Below are 20,146 nucleotides of genomic sequence, written 5' to 3' on the forward strand. Positions count from 1 at the left end.
GCTGAGACGCGGAGGCAGGATGGAGTTTAGATCGTTATCAGCGAATCCCACGTTCGTTCGGCGCTGCCACAAGATGGGAAGCTCGTGCTCCGAGCGGAGTTTACTTGGCTTATTACTAAGGACATGGGAGGGGAACAATGGTGCGGTGCTTTCCGGAGGAGCCGGAGTTCGGGGACGGGTTTTCGGCGGAGCAGGCGGTCTGGGCAAAACTACGGGACAACTTGCCTGACGAGGTGGTGCTGGCACATTCAGTTCAAGTGCGTCACGGCCGAGCCGAACATGAGATCGACCTGCTGATCCTCTGGCCGGGTGTAGGCCTTGCCGCCATCGAGGTCAAGGGCGGGCTGGTCAGCGTTGACGAGGGCCAGTGGTACCAGTCCGACAGGGGCGGCCGACACAAACTCCAGAGCCCCGTCGCGCAGTCCCAGTCCTCGATGCACGCTTTCCGAACGTGGATCGGGGGACAGCTCGGGACGCCTCTCTCGAGCCGCTTCGCTTACATGGTCTGCCTGCCGTACACGAACGTGCCGCAAGACTGGTCGATGGCCGGCTGCCCGCGTTCGTTAGTGCTGGACGCAGAGGATCTCGCCAACCTCCCGGAGAAGATCCGGCGGGCCATCGAGACCGAAGGCAGCGGCGCAAGTTCCCTGGCGCCGTCGTACATGGAACGTATCATCGGCCGCCTAACCGGAACCCTGCCCTTGATCGACAGGGAATCGGCGGAGGCTCAGGAGCTGGAAGACCGTCAGGACCAGCTCACGGAACGCCAGTCCGTCCTGCTAGCCGCAACCCGGGACCTAACAAGGGTCCGATTCGCCGGCGGGGCAGGGAGCGGCAAGACGTGGTTGGCGGTGGAGAAAGCCAAAAGATTGTGCCGGGAACGCAAGAGCGTAGGCCTGTTCTGCTACAACAAGGGGCTCGGGCAGTACTTGCAGGAGCGGACGTCGGGCTGGCGCCACGCAAAGCCGGCTTTCACTGGCGAGTTCCATGAGTACGTGCGCGCTCTCGGCGTTCCTGACGGGTCGGGCCAAGCGTATTTCGATGAAGAGATGCCCCGCCTGCTCAAGGAACTGGCGGCGGACTTGCCGCACGAGCAGAAGCTGGACGCCGTTGTCGTCGATGAAGCACAGGACTTCGCCCCGCTTTGGTGGGAGGCGCTGCTCGCCTGCCTCAAGGATCCCGCAGCTGGCGAGGCCTATGCGTTCATGGACGACCGCCAGGATGTCTACCGGCGATGGACCGGCGTGGGGGTGGACGGAGTGGCCGGCCCGATCAGCAACTTTGTCCCGATCCACATTGACGAGAACCTGCGCAACACGCGGCGGATTGCCGACACGTTCAAGGACTTCGCCGGTGAGTACTTTAAGCCGCGCGGTGGTACGGGGCTTCCGGTCCGGTTCGTCCAGTGCAGCACCGATGATGCCTTGGATGTGGCCGGCGATTGCGTGGACTCTCTGATCGAGGAAGGGTGGGCCAACAACCAGATCGCGCTGCTTACGACCCGGCATCGTCATCCGGTGCACCAAAGCTATTTTGAAGGTGGAGTGATCGCCGAGTATTGGCGGGACTTTCACGCCAATAAAGAAGAGTTCTACGGGCATGTGCTCGGCTTCAAGGGACTTGAACGGTCCGTGGTGATCCTTTGTGCCAACGGCTTCAAGGAGCTGGACCGCGCGCCGGAGCAACTTTACGTGGGGCTGTCCCGGGCCAGGAGCCTGCTCGTGGTGGTCGGTGACATGGACTCACTAGCTCAAGCCGGCGGATTACAGCTGGAGGCAGCGCTGAAGAGAGCCGAGCCTTGGTTCCCAGCGCTACCCGAGGCTGAAGATACGCCGGTGAATGTAGGACCGTGAACCGCGCGGTCCCCGGAAGCTAAACCGTAGGTCCCGGACGCTAGGTTTGCCGCATGAGAAGCAATCAGGCGCCGGAAGTGGCTGGTGACGGTACGACGACATGTCCGCGCTGCAGCCACGAAGCCTGGCCCGTGGTCTACGGCACGTGGGTACCATCTCTCGATGATCCGGAGGCCAAGGTGATCCGTGCAGGATGTGTCATCGAACCGGGCAGCCCTCATTGGCAGTGTCTGAATGATGAATGCGGCTACTCTTGGCGTGTTTGGGAACCCTGACCCGGCCGAATCGCATTCTGTAAGGACCGGTGATTTGCAGGACGACGTTGCCGGCGCCGGTCATCGCGCAGCCCCTGTCGGGAGTGCCGTGGCTCTGCCGGATATGCGCCTCGAGTACCCGGACCTCCGGGAACGGCGGCGGATGAAGTACTCGGCGACGGCGAGGTTGAGCAGCCAGGCCGCCCCCATGAGCACCGCACGGCTCAGTTCGTTGGTCGGCCCCAACAGGAGAATCCACGGGATGGTCACTAAGGCTTGCGTTCCCGCCGCGATTCCGATGGCGTAGCCGCGGGCCATCCAGGCACCGTGAGCGGCGAAGTCGCGCCGCTTGATCGCGAGGATGCCCAGGATGATGCTCGCCGTCATGCCCGTGCCGAACACCAGTCGAAGGACGAGCAGGATGACGCCGTCGTCGGGCGGGAGGTCGTAGAAGACGGACATCCAGAGGCCGGAGAGGGCAGCCAGCAGGCCGGCTGGGATGAGGACAACCCCGGCGATGCGGTGCCAGCTGCGCCGGCCTCGCTTGCCGCGACGGAGCGAGGGCACAAACTGGAAGGCCCCGACCAGGCTGTAGACGATGGCCGCAGGGATGTGGATCAGCACGGGAAGAGGCGAGTCGAAGAACCGCTCGTTGGCCGGCGTGACCGCCGCTCCCCCGGTCAGCTCGGCCACGCGGATCGACCCGAAGATGACCGGGATGAGGCTGACGAAGATCAAGCCGGCAGGTATGAGCCAGCGGCCGCGGGGCCGGCGCCCGGAGGCCTTGGTGACGGCGATGGTTGCTGCAGCCATGGTTAGTTCCCCAAAGTCTTGGGTGTACGGCGTACACCTTGTGATCTAAAGGTAGGTGTACGTTGTACACTTGTCAAGAGATAGCTGCCGTCAGAAAGGGTGGTCCTGATGGCTCAGCAGGTGGAGTCGGCACGCCGCACCCCGCTGAACAGGGAGCGGGTGTTGAGCGCCGCCGTCGCTCTTGCCGACGAAGCCGGCGTCGACGCGCTCAGCATGCGCAAGCTGGCTCAGGAGCTGGGCGTGGTGCCGATGGCCCTCTATAAGCACGTCGCCAACAAGGAAGAACTGCTCGACGGCATGGTCGACGTCATCGTCGGCGAGATCGAGACGCGACCCAACGGGACCGACTGGCGGAACGCCGTCCGTCAGCGGGTGTTGTCGGCCCGGGAGGTCCTGCTGCGCCACCCGTGGGCCCGCCAAGTGCTCGAGTCACGCACCAACAAGACGCCGGTTGTCCTGGATTACATGGACTCGGTGATCGGCATGTTCCGCGCCGGCGGATTCTCGGTCGACCTCACCCACCACGTGATGCACGCCCTCGGCAGCCGGATGTGGGGTTTCACCCAGGAACTGTTCGACGACCAGCAAAGCGCGCCCGCGGACGTTCCGCCGGAGATGCTGCGCGCGATGGCCGAGCGGTATCCGCACATCGCGGAAGTGGCCATGGCCGGATCCCACGACGAGGGGTCCGTGGTCGGCCAGGGCTGCGACGACCAGTTCGAGTTCGAGTTCGCGCTGGACCTCCTCCTCGACGGATTCGAAAGGCTGCACCAGCAGGGATGGACGTCGGCGCGGCGGTCATGAAGCCCGCGGCCTGCCGTCGCTCATGTGCGCGATCCGCGCGCCAGCCGCCAGTGACCCACGTGGCCAGGTGCGCGGTGGGCTTCATTCCATTGTGCTCTCATGCGCCAGCCTCTACCGTGAATGAACCGCAATCCGAACCGCAGGAGCGGGCATGGGCAATAACCGCGGACGGATGGGGCGGACGCCGTTGCAGTTCCGGACCGCCTTCACTCTCGCTTGTGCCGCCGCCTGCCTCCTCGCCGTCGGGACCTGTTCGGCAGCCTTGGGAACCTGGCCTGCGGCGGCTGCGGCCGGCGGCGCGGCAGCCACCACGACAGCGGCATCGGCGCCCCCGCTCCCGGGCCGCGGTGCGCCCGACCCGGCCTTTGCGGCAGTTGACGCCTACTTGCAAGACCAGATTGAGGCCCTCGGGGTTCCGGGAGTCTCCCTCGCCATCATCCGAGACGGCGGACTGGTGCACCAGGCGGCGTTCGGCAGCGCCGATGACTCGGGGCGCCCCATGACCGCCCAGACGCCGGTTCTTCTGGCGTCGACCAGCAAATCCCTGACCGCCATCGCCGTGATGCAGCAGGTGGAGGCCGGCCTGCTGGAGCTTGACGAACCCGTGCGGACCTACCTGCCGTGGTTCAGCATGCGTGACCACCGCGCGGCCGCCATCACGGTCCGCCATCTGCTCCATCAGACCAGCGGGCTGTCCACGGCAGACGGCTCGGCTTACGCAGCATCGGATACCCAGGATCCTGCAGCGCTGGAACAGGGCGTGCGGGATCTGTCCGGCGCCAGCCTGGCTAGCCCGCCGGGGGCAACGTTCGCCTACTCCGATGCCAACTACAACGTCCTCGGCCTCTTGGTGCAGACCGTTTCCGGCCAACCCTTCGGGGACTACATGCAGGACCAGGTGTTCACGCCGCTCGAGATGGCCAACACCCACACCACGCGGGCAGCTGCGCGCGCGGATGGCCTGGCGTCGGGCTACTCACTGTGGTTCGGCACCTTGTGGCGACAGACGGACGTGCCGGCCGCGGTAACGGGGATGCCCTCGACCGTGATGTACTCATCGGCCCAGGATCTCGGCCACGAGTTGATCGCCCTGCTGCACGGCGGCGCCTACCTGGACCGCCAAATCCTCCGGCCGGAAAGCGTGGGGACGCTGCTGACGCCCCGGGTCCGTGTGGACGAGTCCAAAAGGTATGCCATGGCGTGGTTTGCGCGCCCCCTGCTGGAATCCGCTCACCCGGACGCCTCTCCCGAAGGGGACGGCGACCTGCCGTTGCTGCTGGAGCATCAAGGCGAATGGGGAAACACGCACACCTATCAGGCCATGGTTCCGTCCTCCGGGCTGGGCCTTGCCCTGCTGATCAACGGGAACGACACATCCGCGCCGTCCCGACTGCAGGCGCTGGACAGCAATGTCCTGCGGATTCTCCACGGACAGCCTCCCGAACCCCTGGCCGCGGACGAGGACTGGCTGCAGCAGTACGGTTGGGCCGTCGCCCTGGCGCTGCTGCTCGCCGAGCTGGCGAGCCTCGCGCTGGCGCTCCACTTCCTGGCGCGGAAACGCATCGGCCCGCGTCGCGGCGGCCCTGCCACCACAGCCGGAGCCAGCTCCGCCGGCACGCGCGGAAACGACCCGGCCGGCATGGCGCGGTACCGTGGAGTGATTGTGCTCTGGGCCGCCGTGGCCCTGGCCCTGGACGCGTTCCTCGTCTGGTTGGGATTCGTTTACGCACCTGCCCGGTTCGAAACCTACCTGGCCGTCATCATCCGCCAGCTTCCCGACGTCGGTGCCGCGCTTGTACCGGCACTGACGCTGGCCATCGTCTGCTCCCTCCCCCGGACGGTGTGGCTGCTGTCCCGGCTCTGGATGCCCCGGCACGCCGCTTGACTAAGCCAAGACCCCCGGGCGACACAAGGCTGCGGCCCGGCGCAGTGTTTAGCACGTAGGGTGTGTGGGACAAGCGCCGGAAACCGACCCAAGGAGGAAAATGCGCGCCTACGTCCTCCTCCTGCTGGTGGTCGTCTTCTATGCCGGAAATATCCTGACCGGCAAGGCGCTCAGCGACCTGCCGCCTTTGACCATCGCGTTCTTCCGGGTCTTCATTGCCTTCCTGGTGCTGTTCCCGCTGGGATACCGCAGCGCCTGGCAGTCCCGCCGCCTGTTCCTCCAGCACCGCAAACCGCTGCTGCTGCTGACCCTCACGGGAGTCGCTCTCTTTAATACGCTGATTTACAGCGCCCTCCAATTCACCTCGGCCACCAACGTTTCCGTGCTGGAGGCATCGGTTCCGGCGGCAACGGTGGCCCTAAGCTTCTGGCTGCTGCGCGAACGGCTGCGGTCTATCCAATGGTTCGGCGTCGTGCTCTCCCTGTGCGGGGCGCTGTGGGTGGTGACCAACGGGCAGCTGATGAGCCTCGCGGACCTGTCCTGGAACATCGGCGACGCCATTATGGCGGCGGCCGCGGTGTCCTGGGCGGTGTATTCGATCGCGGTGAAGAAGTATCTGCACCTGTTCCCCTCCTACGGGGCGGTCCTGGTCATGACCGGACTGTCGGTCATGATCCTGCTGCCCGTCATGGTGGCGGAGTGGATGGTGGTGGGTGTCCCGCAGATCGGCGGAGGCCACTGGTCGGGCCTGGTGTACCTCGGCGTCTTTCCGTCGGTAATTGCCCTGATGCTCTACAACCGGGCCGTTGCAGTCCTCGGGGCGTCCCAGACGTCCGTGTTCCTGAACTTCGTGCCTGTCTTCACGATGCTCGGTGCGTATCTGCTGCTGAATGAGAGCATCAGCGGCATGCAGCTGCTCGGCGCAGCCCTGGTGATGTGCGGCGTGTTTTTCACCACCCGGGACACGAGGACCGTCCGGCGCAAGGGCTCGCGCCCTGCCCTGGAACCCCGCAAGGATGCGGCGCCGGAGGAGATCCCGTAAGCCCACCTCCCGGCGGGAACGCTCGACGCCGGTCGGCGTAGGGTGGCCTTGAGGCGGCATCATGCGCCGCGGGCCGAGGGCGCGCCCGGTGAGTAGCGCATGGTCCGTGAAAGCAACCCGAGGGAAGGATGGACATGGAACCCGAGGATTTCGACCTGCTGGTAGTCGGCGGCGGGAAGGCCGGCAAATCGCTGGCCATGGACCTGGCCAAATCCGGCCAAAAGGTGGCGATGGTCGAGCGGGCGATGGTCGGCGGCACCTGCATCAACGTGGCATGCATCCCCACCAAGACGCTCATCCAGTCCGGCCGGGTGCTGGACACCGTGCGCCGGGCGGCCGAGTTCGGCGTGGCAGGCGCGGAGCAGCCACGCATGGACCTCGACCTGCTGCGCCTCCGCAAGGAGGACGTGGTGGACACCATGGTCGCCGGGCAGCAGAAGCTGTTCACGGGATCAGGCATGGACTTTATCCTGGGTGAGGCCAAGTTCGTCGCCGGGAAAACCGTGGAAGTGGCGCTGAACGACGGCGGCACCCGCCTCCTGCGCGGCACCGACGTCGTGCTCAACCTGGGCACCGAGCCGGCCCTGCCCCCCATCGACGGCCTGGCCGAATCCGGGGTGCAGACCAGCAACACCCTGCTGCACCTGGAACAGCTGCCGGCGAGCATCGTGATCCTGGGCGGCGGCTACATCGGCTGCGAGTTCGCCGACCTGCTGAACACCATCGGCGTGCAGGTCACGGTGATCCAACGCGCCGGGCAGCTGCTGCCGCGGGAGGACGCCGACGTGGCCGAACTGGTGGCCGGGAAGTTCACCGACGCCGGGATCACGCTGAAACTCGAGGCGTCCGCGGAGAAGATCGAGCGCGCCGCCGACGGGAGCGTGACCGTGACCCTTTCCACCGGGGAGACCGTCACCGCGGACGACGTACTGGTGGCGCTGGGGCGGCGGCCGATGACCGACGGGATCGGGCTGGAGAAGGCCGGGGTGGAGCTGACGGACAAGGGCTTCGTCCAAGTTGACGAGCAACTGCGCACCACGGCCGACGGCGTGTGGGCCGCCGGCGACGCGGCCGGCTCGCCGCAGTTCACCCACGCCTCCTACGACGACTACCGGATCCTGAAAACCAACCTGGCTGCCGCGCGGGGCGAGGGCGAGCCGCGGTCCACCCAGGGACGGCTGATCCCTTACACCGTCTTCACTACGCCGGAGCTCGCCAGGGTGGGGATGACGGAGGCCCAGGCCCGAGAGGCCGGCCACGAGGTGCGGATTGCCAGGATGCCGGTGAGCGCGATTCCGCGCGCCCGGACCCTCGGTCAGCTCGACGGCGAGTGGAAGGCCGTGCTGGACCGAAAGACCGGCAAGATCCTGGGTGCCGCGCTGCTGGGAACAGGGGCCAGCGAGGCGATCGCGGTGCTGCAGATGGCGATGATCGGCGGGATGGACTTCTCCACGGTGCGCGATGCCGTCATCACACACCCCACCGTCTCCGAGGGGTTAAACCTGCTGTTCACACCCGCGTGGCTGGAGGACTAGGCGCCTAGGCGGCTTCGGTTGTCACCGTCCTCCAGGTCTTCGTCCCGCATTTCGAGCTCCGCGGTGAGGGCGTAGTACTGGACGAACGCGTCCCGGGCCGGGTGCTCGCAGTCCAGCTGTTCGAAGCACTGGTTGCTGAGCGTCAGGAGCTGGTCCGTGGAAAGGACCGACAGATCGCGGGGAAACGCCGGGGACCCGGGCGGTGGCGTCATGCTGTTCACGCTGCCCCCTGGAATCGGGCCCGGCCCGCGGGCGCGTCGGGGCACTCCGGGAGATCCGTGGGCGCGGTGATCGCCAGCCTGCCGGTGAAGGGGGCGGCCTGCGACGCAGTGACTGCTTCTCCGGCACTGAACAGCTCGAGCATCTGCAGGCCGCGGCGTTCAATGTGCTGCGCATCGGAAAGATCGACCGTGACCACCATTCCGTGGGCCAGGCGGTCCATGCGTTGGACAAGAGGTAAGAGGGCCGTGCAACTGTCGGCCGTCAGGCATCCGCCCACTTCGATGAACGCCGAGACGCGGTCGATATCCAGCCGGACGAGTACTCGCAGTTTGTGCTCCATGATCGACGCTCCAATGAGTGGATCGATGGCCAACTGCTTAACCGGGATCAACCGTACAAGAACTTCACCCCGTTGCTCAAGGGTTTGAGGCGATGCGGTGCCGGCTATTTGTCGAAGTGGGTTTCGGCGGAGGGGGTTCCGGTGGAGGCGACGATGTCGGAGGCCAGGTCGCGGAGTTTGATGTTGCGCGTATTGGAGGCGGATTTGAGCATCGCGATCGCTTCGTCCTGGCTGCAGCGGCTTTGGCCCATGATGATCCCGACGGCCACGGCAATGGTCGTTCGGGATTCCAGCGCCGCCTTCAGGTCAGCCTCGGTCTCGCGGTGGCGGGCCAGCCGGACCGCAAGGGACAGTGCCTGGGAGGCCTGATGGGCATATTGCTCGGCCGCGTGAAGGGCGTCCGCGTCAAACCTCCGTGGCCGGTCGGAGTAGAGGTTCAGCCCGGCGCTGTCGCCGGTTTCGAGGGGGATCGGCACGGCCAGGATGGACCGGATGCCCTCGGCCATGACGTCCTTGGTGTAGGCGGGCCAGCTCGTCTCCACCTGCAGGTCGGCGATGTGCACGACCGTCTGCTCGCGGGCCGCGCGCAGGCAGGGTCCGTCGGAATATTCGTACTGAATCTCGTCCATCTTCTGCGCCCGATCGCTGCTGCTGGCGACCGTGCCGGCCTTTTTATGCCGCAGCAGCGTGATGCCGCTCAGGAGTTCCTCGCCGGGCTGGGACAGGTTGTGCACGGCCAGCCGGGCCACCGCGTTGAGGAACGCCTCGATGTCCGCGCTGTCTGCCGCCAGACCGTGAAGGAAATCCCTGACTGTCGTCTCGGAATCATCAAAAATCTCGCCCGTCATGATGTCCTCCAGTGGTGCTCCGGCGTAGGCTCCACGCTACACCCTGTGAGGCGGGTCACAGCCAGGGCAAGTGGAGCGAAGTCTGCACCTACGGCCTCCCCGCCGCCCGCTGATAACGATTCGGACTACCGATCGCTTCAGGCAACTATTTGGCACTCGGCACCGTACGATGCTAAGTGTGCTGTCAAAAGGCCAGCCGGAAAGCAGGAGACGTTGACCAGTACGCCTCATTCAAGTCGGGCCGGCACCCTCCTGGGCGGGCGGTACCGGCTCAAGGAACTTGTCGGGACCGGAGCGAGCGCGCGGGTGTATCGGGCGGAGGATGCAGTCTTGGGGCGCGAGGTGGCCGTCAAGGTCATCCAGCGGCCCTCGATGAACGAGGCGGAGTTCCACCGCGATGACGCTGAAATCAAGCTCCTCGCGCGGCTGAACCACCCCAACCTGGTAATCCTGCTGGACGCGGGCATCGACCGGGTGGAGGCGGCACACCCGCAGATCTACCTGGTCATGGAGCTGATCGAAGGCGCGGACCTGCGCAGGCGCCTCACGGAGGGTCCGTTGCCGCCGCGCCACGTGGCCCAGGTCGGTCGCGAGCTGGCGGAGGGAATCTCCTACATCCACAACAACTCGGTGGTCCATCGCGACATCAAGCCCGGCAACATCATGCTGTTCAATTACGACGACGACGCCTCCCGGCTCCGGGCCAAGCTCACCGACTTCGGCATCGCCGTCGTGATCTCCGAAGATGCCCGCGAGGACGGCATCTACGGGACCGCCGCCTACCTGAGCCCGGAGCAGGCCAAGGGCGAGCCGGCCGGCCCGGTCAGCGACATCTACTCGCTGGGACTTGTGCTGCTGGAGTGCCTGACCGGCAAGCCCGCCTATCCCGGCCCGCCGCTGGAGGCGGCGGTTGCGCGGCTGCTGCGGGATCCAGAGATCCCGGCCAGCCTCGGGCCCGACTGGGTGCTGTTGCTGGGCGCCATGACGGCGGCCGACCCGGCGGACCGCCCCACCGCACGGGAGGTGGCGCTGGCGCTGGAGGAGATGGAGATTTCGCTCCGGGGCAGGCGTCGGCTGTGGGGCAGGCGCAGGCTGGACGCCCCCGTCGTCCCGAACCATGGGCCCCAGCGCCTGAAAGCGGCCGCGCGCTAAGGCTTTCGAGGCCGCTCTGCCGGTCCGAAGCCCGACGCCGGAAGCCCGGCCAACCGTTCAATCACGCGAAGTCCCGCCGCGGTACCCGTCCAGTGCCGGCGCAGCGCCTCCGGCCCGGCCGTCCGGATCAGCAGCCGCAGGCCCCAGGCCACGACCAGGACGTCGTCGGCGTAACCGATGACGGGAAGGAAATCGGGCACCAGGTCGAGGGGGCTGGCCAGGTAGGCCAGCAGCAGCACGAGCAGCATTCGGACCCGGGCAGGTACCGTGCGGTCCCCCGCCAGCCGGCGCAGCAGCCGCAGCAGATCCGGCAGCAGGCGCAGGGAGTCCCGCATTCCCACGGTCTCCGGGTGCTGACGGGCGTACCACCACAGGCCGGCCAGCAGCACCGATAGACCAGGACGAGGCCACCGGCAACACCGACCAGCAGGTCAACCCAGTCCACGTTCTGCTCCCTTCCCGGCACGGCCCGACGTCGTCCTTTTCTTGGCCGCGCTACGGCAACTGTAGGGCAGACAGGGACGTCCATGTGCGGTAGCGTCCAACCATCACGGCGGCCCGGCGATTGCCGGGGCGGTTCGGCAATCCTTCGAAGGGAGACCCATGCTGCGCGGAATGAGTACGGTCAGTTACTACACCCCGGACCTGCCGGCGGCGGTCGAGTGGTACTCCGACCTGCTGGGGAAGAAGCCCTACTTTGAGCAGCCGGGCTATGCGGAGTTCCGGGTCGGCGACTACGAACATGAGCTGGGGCTGATCGACACCATGCACGCTCCGCCCGGGCACGCTATCGACCCCGGCGGCGCGATCCTCTACTGGCATGTGGACGATGTGCGGGCCGTGCGGCAGCGCCTGCTGGACAAGGGTGCGAAGGAGTTGGAGCCCGTCACGGAACGCGGCCACGGATTCGTCACGGCCTCGGTCGTGGATCCGTTCGGCAACGTGCTGGGCATCATGCAGAACCCGCACTACCTGGAGATGCTGGGCTCCTCCGCTCCTGCGTCCTGACGTTGAGGCGCCGCAGCCACCGCTGCCCGGGTGGCTGGACCGCCCAGTTCACCGTCACGGTGCTGAAGGCCCACCGGAAGCGTTGGGCAAACGCGGCCCGGTCGGCGAAGATCCGGCCGGCCGCGCCGACGCGCAGCCGCCAGTCGAACCGGATCCGCGCCCACGGAGCCAGTTGGAAGCTCAGGTCCAGGTCGTCGTGGATGTCCTGCCGGTCGCGGTGGATGCCTGCCCTCGCCCGTTCCCACGCCGTCCGGCGTATGGCGAAGTTCGATCCCCACACCGGGGTGGCCGCCATCGCGAGGCCGGCGCCGATCCGGTAGCCGGAGCCATACGCGGCGCTGGCCAGCCAGGCCACCGGCCGCGGCAGGTCGTAAAACCGGCCCGGACCGGTCAGCGCGTCCAGGCAGGGATCGGCGTCGAAGGCGGCACCGATCCGGGCCAGCCATTCGGCGGGAGGACGGGTGTCGGCGTCGCAGCGGACGATCACCGCGGCGGCGGCATCGAGCTCCGGGACGGCGGCGAAACCGGCAGCGGGGGCGGCGAGGCTGGGAGCGGCGGCGGGGGTGTCGAAGCGGGCGGCAGTGTCGAAGCCGGCGACGGCGGCGTCGTAGCCGGCTGCCGATGCGGCCGGAATCCCTGGGCGTGGTTCGACGACGACGCGGGCACCGGCGGCCCGTGCCACGTGCGCCGAGGAATCGGTGCAGTTGTTGTCCACGACGATGACATCGAAGGGCGCACGCGTCTGCCGCCCCAGCAGCGCGAGGCACTCGGCGAGCGCCGCGGCGTCGTCGAGCACCGGGATCACCACGGTCATGATGGTGCGATGCAGGTCCCCGGGACTGGCCTCGGCGGCCCCGTCGTAGCCCCGCGGTCTCACCGGACTCCCGCGTACCAGATCAGCAGCATGGTGACCAGGAAACCGACCACGTAGTTCAGCCACAGGAACCGTTTCCACCCCGCGTTCGCGGCCGCCGAGCCGGCGTCGTCGATTCCGGCGAAGCGCAGCACGTTGGCCAGGTAGGGCAGGGCCAGGAGCCCGGCCAGCGGGCCCGGCCATTCGGCGGCCAGCATCAGCAGTCCGGCCGCGGCGTAGGCGGCGGCGGAGACCAGCACGGTACGGCGGGCACCCAGCACCGTGCCGATCGATCCGAGCCCGGCCTCGCGGTCCGGGACCACATCCTGCACCGCGCCGAAGGCATGGCTGGCCACGCCCCACAGGAAGTACGCGGCCAACAGCGCCCACAGCCCCGGGGTAAAGCCGGCGCCGGCCAGGACCAGCCCATAAACCGCGGGCGAGACGAAGTGCGTGCTGGAGGTCAGCGAATCCAGGAACGGCCGTTCCTTGAACCGCAGACCCGGCGCGCTGTAGGCGTAGACCGCGGCCAGCGAGATAAGCAGCACCAGGTTGGACGCCACGCTGCCCGCTACCGCCAGGACGGCGATGAACGGCACTGTGGCCACGGCGCTGGCCTGCAGGATCGAGCGGTGTCGTGCCCTGTCCACCACCGCCCCCTCGGCCCCGCCCTTGCGCGGGTTGAGCAGGTCCGATTCGTAGTCGAAGACGTCGTTAATGCCGTACATCGCCAGGTTGTACGGGACCAGGAAGAAGATCGTGCCCACCACCAGCAGCCAGTCGACGCCGCCGGAGGCCAGCAGGTATCCGGCGGCGAAGGGGTAGGCGGTGTTGACCCAGGACACCGGCCGGGAGGTGATGACCAGTTCGCGGATCACGACGGTTCCCCTCCCCGGTCTCCCCTGTCTTCGGCGCGGCGGCGGCGCGGACCCGTGAGCAACAGCCACACCGCGGGCAGCAGCAGCGCCGCGCCCAGCGGGTAGGCGAAGTCCTCGATCGGCGCCAGGCCGATCCGGAGCCCGGCCAGGGCGTGTCCGCCGTAGTCGAACAGCCCGGAGGCGATCATGACGTTGTCGAACACGGCGGTGAGCACCCACAGCGCCGCGACGGACAGGCCGGCCGCCGCTGCTGCCCCGCGGGGCACCCGCCGGGCCAGGACAGCGCCCACTGCCGCCACCATCGCGACGCCGAGGAAGACCGCATTCAGCTCCAGGAAACTCACGCCGGACCACCGCCCGCCGTCGTGCCGTCGTCGTGGCTGAGCAACTGCGGTCCGGCCGTGCTGACACCCCGCCGGTGCCGGCCCCACGCCAGCAGCCCGGTGAACAGGATCATGGTTTGGTAGCAGAGGAAGGCCAGGAAGAACGCCTCCTCGAGCGGCAACTGGGGACCCAGCATCAGGCCGGTCATCAGCGGCGAGTCGCGGTGCACAAAGATTCCCAGCGCGATCGCCCAGACGTCCCAGGCCAGGAAGTACGCCAGTCCGATGGCCAGGGTGACGGCGGCCGCGACCGGCCGGGCGAAGAAGAACAGCTTGTAGCGCGCGTCCAGCAGGGCCATGCAGCCCAGCAGCGCCACCAGCACGGCCAGGTAGATCATGTGCTCCTCCCCGCACTGTCCGACGACGGCGCGGGGCCGGGCGCCGCCGGGTCCGGTTCCGGCAGCGCCCCGGGCGTCCCGATCCCCTCCACGGCCTTGAGTACCAGTTCCGCACTGATCAGGCACATGGGCACGCCGATGCCCGGCCGGACCGAGCTGCCGGCGTAGTGCAGCCCGTCCACCCGGCGGCTCCGGTTGCCCGGGCGCAGGAAGGCGCTCTGCCGCAGGGTGTGCGCCGCACCCAGCGCGCTGCCGCGCCACGCGTTGAAGCCGTCCGCGAAGTCCGCCGGGCCGTAGGTGCGCCGGACGGCGATCCGGCCGCGGAGGTTCGCGACTCCCGCCCAGGCGGCCAGCTGGTCGATGGCCGCGTCCGCGACCGCTTCCACGGCGGCCGCCCCGGACCCGTCGTCGCCGCCCGCGCCCCAGGCCGGAGCCGCAGGGGCGGGAACCAGGATGAACACGTTTTCGTCCCCGGGCGGCGCCGCCCCGGCGTCGGTGGCGCTGGGCTTGCACACGTAGATGGAGGTCTCCCGGGCCAACGCCCGCCCGGAGCGAATGCGGCCGAAGTTCTCCTTCCAGTCCCGGGTGAAGAGCAGGTTGTGGTGGGCCAGCTGCGGCAGCGGCCCGCGCACGCCCAGGCAGACCAACACGGCGCTGGGACCGGGGTCGCGGCGGCGCCACACCCGTTCCGGGTGGCTGCGCAGGTGCGCCGGCAGCAGCGCGGTCTCCACGTGGTGCAGATCGGCCGCGGCGACGACGATGCCCGCCGCCGTCCGGTGTTCGGCACCGGCGGCATCGGACCAGAGCACTGCCTCGCAGCGCGCCTTCGCGCCGGAGCGCCCGGTGACGATGTGCCGGGCGGTGGCGCGGGTTTCGATCCGGACGCCGGCCTCCCGCGCCAGCCGCTCCATCGCATCGACCAGGGCGGCGAATCCGCCCATCGGGTAGTACACGCCGTCGTCGAGGTCCAGGTGGCTCATCAGGTGGTACATGGCCGGCGCCCGGTACGGGCTGGTACCCAGGAACACCGCCGGGTACCCCAACACCTGATGCAGCCGCGGGTCCGTGAACCGTTCGCGGACGTAACGGTCCAGGCTCCAGCCCAGCAGCTTGGCCAGCCGGGGCGCCCGGCGCAGCACCTGCGGGTGGGCCAGGCCGCGCAGGCTGGCGAAGTCGTCGTACAGGAAGTGCTCCTTGGCCAACCGGTACGTTTCGGCTGCCTCGTCCAGGTAGCGGTGCAGCGCCGGCCCGGACCCCGGTTGCAGTCCTTCGAACAGTCCCGCCACGTTGTCGCGGCCCGAGCGGACCTCCGTGGCCTCCGGATACGCCTCGAACCAGATCCGGTAGCCGGGGTCCAGCCTCACCAGCTCCAGCGCCTCCGCTGCGCTGGAGCCCATCAGCTTAAACCAGTGGTCGATCACCTCCGGCATCAGGTACCAGGACGGGCCGGTGTCGAAGCGGAAGCCGTCGCGCTCGTGCCGTCCCGCCCGGCCGCCGAGGCCGGAGCGCTGCTCCAGCAGGGTGACGCGGTGCCCCGCCCGGGCCAGCAGCCCGGCCGTTGCCAGTCCGGAGACCCCGCCGCCGATGACCACCACGGGTTGCCCCTTAACGCCGCCGGACAGCGGCGCCGTTCCCGCTGCCCGTCGGCGGGCGGTCAGCCTGGTTTTGAACGAGGCGGTGCGCATCAGGCGGCGCTCCTTCCACGCAGCCGCTGGCGGGCGAGGATCCGCAGGGCGATCGCGGCCTTCTGCGGCGTGCCGACGCGCACCCGGCGGGACAGCAGCTCCTCCGCCGGTATCCGTTCCAGCCGGTTCACCAGCGCGCTGAACAAGGCATGGGCCAGTTCGACGGCGCTGCAGGCGCCGGGCGGGAGCAGCGCAATGCCCCGCCGGGCGGCAGCGAGGTCCGCGCGGATGTCGGCCACCAGCGCGAGCTTCCGTTCCTCGTCCAACGCCTCGGCGCGCGTCTGCGGGAAGTAGCTGCGGCCCAGTTCGGCCCGGTCGGCGGCGAGGTCGCGCAGGAAGTTGACCTTTTGGAAGGCGGAGCCCAGCCGGCGGGCGGCTGCGCTGAGTTCGTCGTCCCGGCCGGGTGTCGCGCCGGGCATGGTTTGGAACACCCGCAGGCACATCAGGCCCACGACCTCGGCGGAGCCGTAGATGTAGTCCGCCAACGAATCCGCGGTGTGTTCGGCCACCGTGATATCCGCGCGCATGGAGGTGAAAAACGGCCGGGTCAGGTCGGCGCCGATGTTGCACGCGCGGGCGGTTCCGGCGAACGCGTGCACCACCATGTTGGTGCTGTAACCGGTCAGCAGCGCGGTTTCGGTCTCGTGTTCCAGCCGGTTCAGCTGGTCGCGCACGGCCACGGCGTCGAGCCCCGCCGCGGCAGCCGCGCCGTCGACCGCTTCGTCGGCCACCCGCACCAGCGCATAGATGTTGGCGATGTGCCGGCGTTCCTCCGGCCCGAGCAGCCGGCACGCCAGCCCGAAAGAGGTGGAATAGCGGGCAATCACGACGCCAGCGCTGCGGCCCGCGGCGTCGGTATAGCGGAGCAGTGGGTTCGGTTCCATGGCCGCTAATTCCCCCTCGTCAGCACGTGGTTGCAGACCCGTGCCAGTTCCCTGAACGCGCCGGCGTCCAGGGGCAGGCTGCGGGACTCCTCGAGCGCTTCGTCCACCAGGCTGCGGGCCAGCCCCATCGCCTGCGCGTCGGCACCGCAGTCCTTGAGCGCCGCACGGACCTCGCCGACCCCCGCCTCGCCGCGGCGAAACGCGGCCAGCAGGTCATCGAACCCATCCGCCTCCGCCGCATACGCGGTCAGCACGGTGCGTTTACCTTCGCGCAGGTCCGATTCGGCAGACTTGCCCGTGGTACCAGGCTCCCCGAAAGTCCCCAGAACGTCGTCCACAATTTGGTAGGCCAGGCCGATGCGGCGACCCACCGCGGCGAGCGCCTCGGCCGGGTGTCGGTCGGCACCGGCCAGCAGCGCCCCGGCCTGCAGCGGCGCCTCGAACGAGTACGCCGCCGTCTTCAAACTTTCCATGCCGAGGACGTCACCCAGGCGCGGGCTCTCCGTCGAGGCGGACAGCAGGACATCGTCGAGTTCGCCCGCCGCCGAGGCAAAGACGGCGTCATGGACCGTATCCATCAGCACGTCGGCGCACGGCAGCCCCGCGCCGGAGCTGCCGGCCATCCGCAGGGCACCGGTCAGCAGGAGGTCGCCGGCAATGATCGACGCCGCGTGGCCCAGGTGTTCGGCCTCGGGACGGGACAACCCCAGACCCACGGCGTCGTCCCGGTAACGGGCTCCGATGGTCGGCAGGCCGCGGCGGAGGAAGTCCCTGTCGATGACGTCGTCGTGCACCACCAACGCGATGTGCAGCAGCTCGAATGCCGCGCCCAGCCGGGCGCAGCGGCCTGGATCCTCGCCGCCGAAAGATCTGTAGGCGAGCTGCACCATCCTGGGCCGCATCCGCTTGCCGCCGCCCAGCGCGGCATCAATGCGGTCCCACAGCACGGGGAAAGTACGCGAGAGCGTGCCGGCCCGGCTGCGGTTCTCTGCTGTGAAACGCTGAAGCTCCGCTTCGACGAGGGGGCCTACGCGTCGCCAGCCACAGGGGTCCGACGCTGCCTCGGCGGCCGCGCGGCTTTCGGCGTTCAAAGTCATGACTGACCTTCTCCCCAAGGTTGGGACGCGGTGGCTGCCCCCGCCAGTTGTGCAATTCGTTGTTCCATAGTGTGCGTCACCGGGCCCCGCTGCGCGACCATTCCCGCCAATTGACGTGGTCCGTATCCCCAAGTACACGGCCGGTTTGGCGAGCCCGGGGCCAATGTCCGGCAAAGGCTTGCCAGCGGCTGTCCCATCATGGAAAGTGGTAAGCACACTTAGCATCGTTGGGGTAGATCGTCCGGACCCTGACGCCAGGTGAGGCCGGTTAAGGCTTCCTCGCGAAAAGGAAAGAACCATGACACCGACACCGCAACAACCCGTCACCGACGACAGCATCAAGGTCCGCCAGCTCAGCCACTACCAGTTCACCTGGGTGGCTGGCGAGCCAGGCGCCCCGGGCACCTGGACCCTGCAACTGGTCCTCGACCAGGGCGCATGGGAAGAGGTGCTGACGCTGGATGCCGACGACGCCGACAATCTCCAGGACCTCCTTTCCACCGCGGAGACCGTGTACTACGACATCAAACGCCGCACGCTGATGTTCGGCACCACCAAGGCCGGCCACCACTAGCCAGCGCCGGAGTGGAACCAACCGGGCGCTAAGCCGTCAACGGTTTCCGCGCGGGCGGCTGTGCTGCCATGCTGGTTGCGTGACAACAATCTCGACCGAACCACCCCGGACCGCGCTGAGCTGGAAACTGGTGCCGGCGGTGTTCCTCTCGGCGTCCGGCGTGCTGCTTTTTGCCGTCGAGAATGGCCCCCTTGGCTATAGCCTGCTCGCGCTGAGCGTGGCCACGGCGGCGCTGGTCGACCTGGAGTTTGTGCGGCACCTCGGGCTGATCGCGGCGGGAATGCTGATCATCAGCCTGGTACCGCTGAACGCCGACCTGAGCATCGGGCACATGGCCCTGATGGGTGGCGCCCTCGCGCTGGCCGTCCTGGTGCCGTGGCTGGTGTCGAGGTTTGTCTACCGCGAGAAAATCATCAGATTCCCGATCAACACCGGCCGTAAATGGCCGTTGTCTGCCAAGCTGTACCTCATCGGCGTGGTGGCTCTCGGCTATTTCATCCTGCCGGTGTACCTGGTCAGCACGGGCGTCTACCAAAACTGGCCGGACGCCTCCGACCCCACGATCTTCTGGCGGCTCTTTCTCGGCGTGAACGCCGTTGGCATCTGGGACGAACTGTTCTTCATTTGCACCACCTTCACGCTGCTGCGCCGGCACTTTCCCGACTGGCTCGCGAACATCCTGCAAGCCGTCGTGTTCTCGTCCTTCCTATGGGAAATCGGCTACCAGGCGTGGGGGCCGCTGCTGACCTTCCCGTTCGCGCTGCTGCAGGGCTATACCTTCAAACTGACGAAGTCGTTCACCTACGTGGTATCCGTGCACCTGATCTTCGACTTCGTGCTGTTCCTGGCGCTGGTGCACGCGCACAACCGCGACTGGCTGCCGATCTTCCTGTACTGACCCTGCTGCTCCCGCGCGCACCGGCGGACGCAAAGGGGTCGGGGGCACGGGGGACGCAAAGGGGCCCGGCGGCACTCCCTGTGTGGAGTGCCGCCGGGCCCTGGATGCGGCGAGGCGCGCCGGAGGGCGCCGCCTGCCTACTTGGTCTTCTTGGCCGCGCCCTTTTCGGTCCGGGCGCCTTCGGTCGCCAATTCGCCGGCGCTGTTTTCCAGGTGTGCGCGCATGAACCACTGGAACAGCTCCAGCTCGGCGGTCTGGCCGATCAGCATGTCCTCCGTGACCGGATCGATCTCACCGACGGTTTCGATGGCCTCGCGGTGGTCCGAGATCACGCCGTTGTACACCACGTCCAGGGCGGCCAGATGCTCGGCGGTCCCGGCACGGTGGATGTCGTAGTCATCCCAGCTGCGTTCCTTGACCAGGGCGCCCGGTAAACCGTTCGGCGAGACGCCCAAGGTGGCGATGCGCTCGGCGGTCTCGTCGATCATGGCGCGGACCTTTTCGATCTGCGGGTCCAGCATTTCGTGGACGCCGATGAAGTCGCGGCCCACCACGTTCCAATGTGCGTGCTTGAGCGTCAGCTGCAGGTCGTTGAGGGCGTGAAGCCGCATCTGCAACAGGTCGGCAACCTTGACACCCTCTTCAAGTTCGAGCCCCGGTACGGTGTAGCTTGCCTTCGATCGGTTCGTTTCCGCCATGAGAAACCTCCTTGTGTAGGTGCTGCCGCTTGTCGGCGTGCTGCTATGTCCAACCTAGCCATGGCCGGCAGTTTCGTCCCGTCGGAGCCGCGTCCGTCAGCC

22 protein-coding genes are annotated in these 20,146 nt (G+C 67.8%); 9 read left to right on the forward strand and 13 right to left on the reverse strand.

Features of this window, described 5'->3' with window-relative positions:
* Positions 1-137 precede the first annotated feature (137 nt).
* Positions 138-1,853 carry a nuclease-related domain-containing DEAD/DEAH box helicase gene (locus AC5RUP_RS04955; RefSeq protein ID WP_494153477.1) on the forward strand — a complete coding sequence of 572 codons (1,716 nt, stop codon included), beginning with the start codon at positions 138-140 and terminating at the stop codon, positions 1,851-1,853.
* A gap of 335 nt (positions 1,854-2,188) precedes the next feature.
* On the opposite strand, the gene AC5RUP_RS04960 is transcribed toward AC5RUP_RS04955, so the two are convergent.
* The gene (locus AC5RUP_RS04960) at positions 2,189-2,920 is read right to left on the reverse strand and encodes a DUF2306 domain-containing protein (RefSeq protein WP_494153476.1); all 732 of its coding nucleotides are present in this window, start codon (positions 2,918-2,920) and stop codon (positions 2,189-2,191) included.
* A gap of 108 nt (positions 2,921-3,028) precedes the next feature.
* Here AC5RUP_RS04960 and AC5RUP_RS04965 point away from each other — a divergent pair, with 108 nt between their 5' ends.
* The 4 genes from AC5RUP_RS04965 (at position 3,029) to AC5RUP_RS04980 (ending at position 8,186) form a co-directional block, all read left to right on the forward strand.
* Positions 3,029-3,724, forward strand: a complete 696-nt coding sequence (locus AC5RUP_RS04965; protein WP_494153475.1) for a TetR/AcrR family transcriptional regulator — start codon at positions 3,029-3,031, stop codon at positions 3,722-3,724.
* 151 nt (positions 3,725-3,875) lie between these two features.
* Positions 3,876-5,609, forward strand: coding sequence for a serine hydrolase domain-containing protein (locus tag AC5RUP_RS04970; protein ID WP_494158329.1), 1,734 nt, complete (start codon positions 3,876-3,878; stop codon positions 5,607-5,609).
* Positions 5,610-5,709: 100 nt separating this feature from the next.
* Positions 5,710-6,651, forward strand: coding sequence for a DMT family transporter (locus tag AC5RUP_RS04975; protein WP_494154357.1), 942 nt, complete (start codon positions 5,710-5,712; stop codon positions 6,649-6,651).
* 134 nt (positions 6,652-6,785) lie between these two features.
* The gene (locus tag AC5RUP_RS04980) at positions 6,786-8,186 is read left to right on the forward strand and encodes a dihydrolipoyl dehydrogenase family protein (protein ID WP_494154358.1); all 1,401 of its coding nucleotides are present in this window, start codon (positions 6,786-6,788) and stop codon (positions 8,184-8,186) included.
* Here the strand turns inward: AC5RUP_RS04980 and AC5RUP_RS04985 are convergent.
* From AC5RUP_RS04985 to AC5RUP_RS04995, 3 genes are all read right to left on the reverse strand, one after another.
* Positions 8,183-8,398, reverse strand: a complete 216-nt coding sequence (locus AC5RUP_RS04985; protein WP_494158330.1) for a hypothetical protein — start codon at positions 8,396-8,398, stop codon at positions 8,183-8,185. The two genes, AC5RUP_RS04980 and AC5RUP_RS04985, sit on opposite strands and share 4 nt — an antisense overlap.
* Positions 8,399-8,403: 5 nt before the next feature.
* Positions 8,404-8,748: a hypothetical protein gene (locus AC5RUP_RS04990; RefSeq protein ID WP_494154360.1), complete on the reverse strand. Its 345-nt coding sequence runs from the start codon at positions 8,746-8,748 to the stop codon at positions 8,404-8,406.
* Between the two features lie 104 nt (positions 8,749-8,852).
* A complete protein-coding gene (locus AC5RUP_RS04995; protein WP_494092811.1) occupies positions 8,853-9,596 on the reverse strand; it encodes an ANTAR domain-containing protein in 744 nt (247 codons plus the stop codon).
* 213 nt (positions 9,597-9,809) lie between these two features.
* Here AC5RUP_RS04995 and AC5RUP_RS05000 point away from each other — a divergent pair, with 213 nt between their 5' ends.
* Complete coding sequence (locus AC5RUP_RS05000) at positions 9,810-10,748, forward strand: serine/threonine-protein kinase (protein ID WP_494154361.1); 939 nt, start codon at positions 9,810-9,812, stop codon at positions 10,746-10,748.
* Here AC5RUP_RS05000 and AC5RUP_RS05005 read toward each other — a convergent pair.
* Positions 10,745-11,137, reverse strand: coding sequence for a YkvA family protein (locus AC5RUP_RS05005; protein WP_494154362.1), 393 nt, complete (start codon positions 11,135-11,137; stop codon positions 10,745-10,747). The genes AC5RUP_RS05000 and AC5RUP_RS05005 overlap by 4 nt on opposite strands.
* A gap of 226 nt (positions 11,138-11,363) precedes the next feature.
* On the opposite strand from AC5RUP_RS05005, the gene AC5RUP_RS05010 reads away from it, so the two are divergent.
* The gene (locus tag AC5RUP_RS05010; protein ID WP_494001641.1) at positions 11,364-11,756 is read left to right on the forward strand and encodes a VOC family protein; all 393 of its coding nucleotides are present in this window, start codon (positions 11,364-11,366) and stop codon (positions 11,754-11,756) included.
* On the opposite strand, the gene AC5RUP_RS05015 is transcribed toward AC5RUP_RS05010, so the two are convergent.
* From AC5RUP_RS05015 to AC5RUP_RS05045, 7 genes are read right to left on the reverse strand one after another with little or no spacing between them, the layout of a single operon-like run.
* Positions 11,701-12,570: a glycosyltransferase family 2 protein gene (locus tag AC5RUP_RS05015; RefSeq protein ID WP_494158370.1), complete on the reverse strand. Its 870-nt coding sequence runs from the start codon at positions 12,568-12,570 to the stop codon at positions 11,701-11,703. The genes AC5RUP_RS05010 and AC5RUP_RS05015 overlap by 56 nt on opposite strands.
* Positions 12,571-12,629: 59 nt before the next feature.
* Complete coding sequence (locus AC5RUP_RS05020; protein ID WP_494158331.1) at positions 12,630-13,487, reverse strand: prenyltransferase; 858 nt, start codon at positions 13,485-13,487, stop codon at positions 12,630-12,632.
* Positions 13,484-13,831, reverse strand: coding sequence for a lycopene cyclase domain-containing protein (locus AC5RUP_RS05025; RefSeq protein WP_494158332.1), 348 nt, complete (start codon positions 13,829-13,831; stop codon positions 13,484-13,486). The genes AC5RUP_RS05020 and AC5RUP_RS05025 overlap by 4 nt, the downstream gene beginning before the upstream one ends.
* Entirely contained in the window at positions 13,828-14,208 is a 381-nt protein-coding gene (locus tag AC5RUP_RS05030) for a lycopene cyclase domain-containing protein (RefSeq protein ID WP_494155389.1), read from the reverse strand. The genes AC5RUP_RS05025 and AC5RUP_RS05030 overlap by 4 nt, the downstream gene beginning before the upstream one ends.
* On the reverse strand, positions 14,205-15,893 hold the full coding sequence (gene crtI, locus AC5RUP_RS05035) for a phytoene desaturase family protein (RefSeq protein ID WP_494158333.1): 1,689 nt from the start codon (positions 15,891-15,893) through the stop codon (positions 14,205-14,207). Before crtI ends, AC5RUP_RS05030 begins: the two co-directional genes overlap by 4 nt.
* The gene (locus tag AC5RUP_RS05040; RefSeq protein WP_494153890.1) at positions 15,893-16,777 is read right to left on the reverse strand and encodes a phytoene/squalene synthase family protein; all 885 of its coding nucleotides are present in this window, start codon (positions 16,775-16,777) and stop codon (positions 15,893-15,895) included. Before AC5RUP_RS05040 ends, crtI begins: the two co-directional genes overlap by 1 nt.
* A 5-nt stretch (positions 16,778-16,782) precedes the next feature.
* Positions 16,783-17,874 carry a polyprenyl synthetase family protein gene (locus AC5RUP_RS05045; RefSeq protein ID WP_494153891.1) on the reverse strand — a complete coding sequence of 364 codons (1,092 nt, stop codon included), beginning with the start codon at positions 17,872-17,874 and terminating at the stop codon, positions 16,783-16,785.
* A 298-nt stretch (positions 17,875-18,172) separates the two neighbouring features.
* Here AC5RUP_RS05045 and AC5RUP_RS05050 point away from each other — a divergent pair, with 298 nt between their 5' ends.
* Positions 18,173-18,448: a hypothetical protein gene (locus AC5RUP_RS05050; RefSeq protein WP_493987741.1), complete on the forward strand. Its 276-nt coding sequence runs from the start codon at positions 18,173-18,175 to the stop codon at positions 18,446-18,448.
* Between the two features lie 79 nt (positions 18,449-18,527).
* Entirely contained in the window at positions 18,528-19,346 is an 819-nt protein-coding gene (locus AC5RUP_RS05055; protein ID WP_494069260.1) for a CPBP family intramembrane glutamic endopeptidase, read from the forward strand.
* A 137-nt stretch (positions 19,347-19,483) separates the two neighbouring features.
* On the opposite strand, the gene AC5RUP_RS05060 is transcribed toward AC5RUP_RS05055, so the two are convergent.
* A complete protein-coding gene (locus AC5RUP_RS05060; RefSeq protein ID WP_494001651.1) occupies positions 19,484-20,044 on the reverse strand; it encodes a Dps family protein in 561 nt (186 codons plus the stop codon).
* Positions 20,045-20,146: the final 102 nt, after the last annotated feature.

This window comes from Arthrobacter sp. Y3223151 (assembly GCF_059091125.1).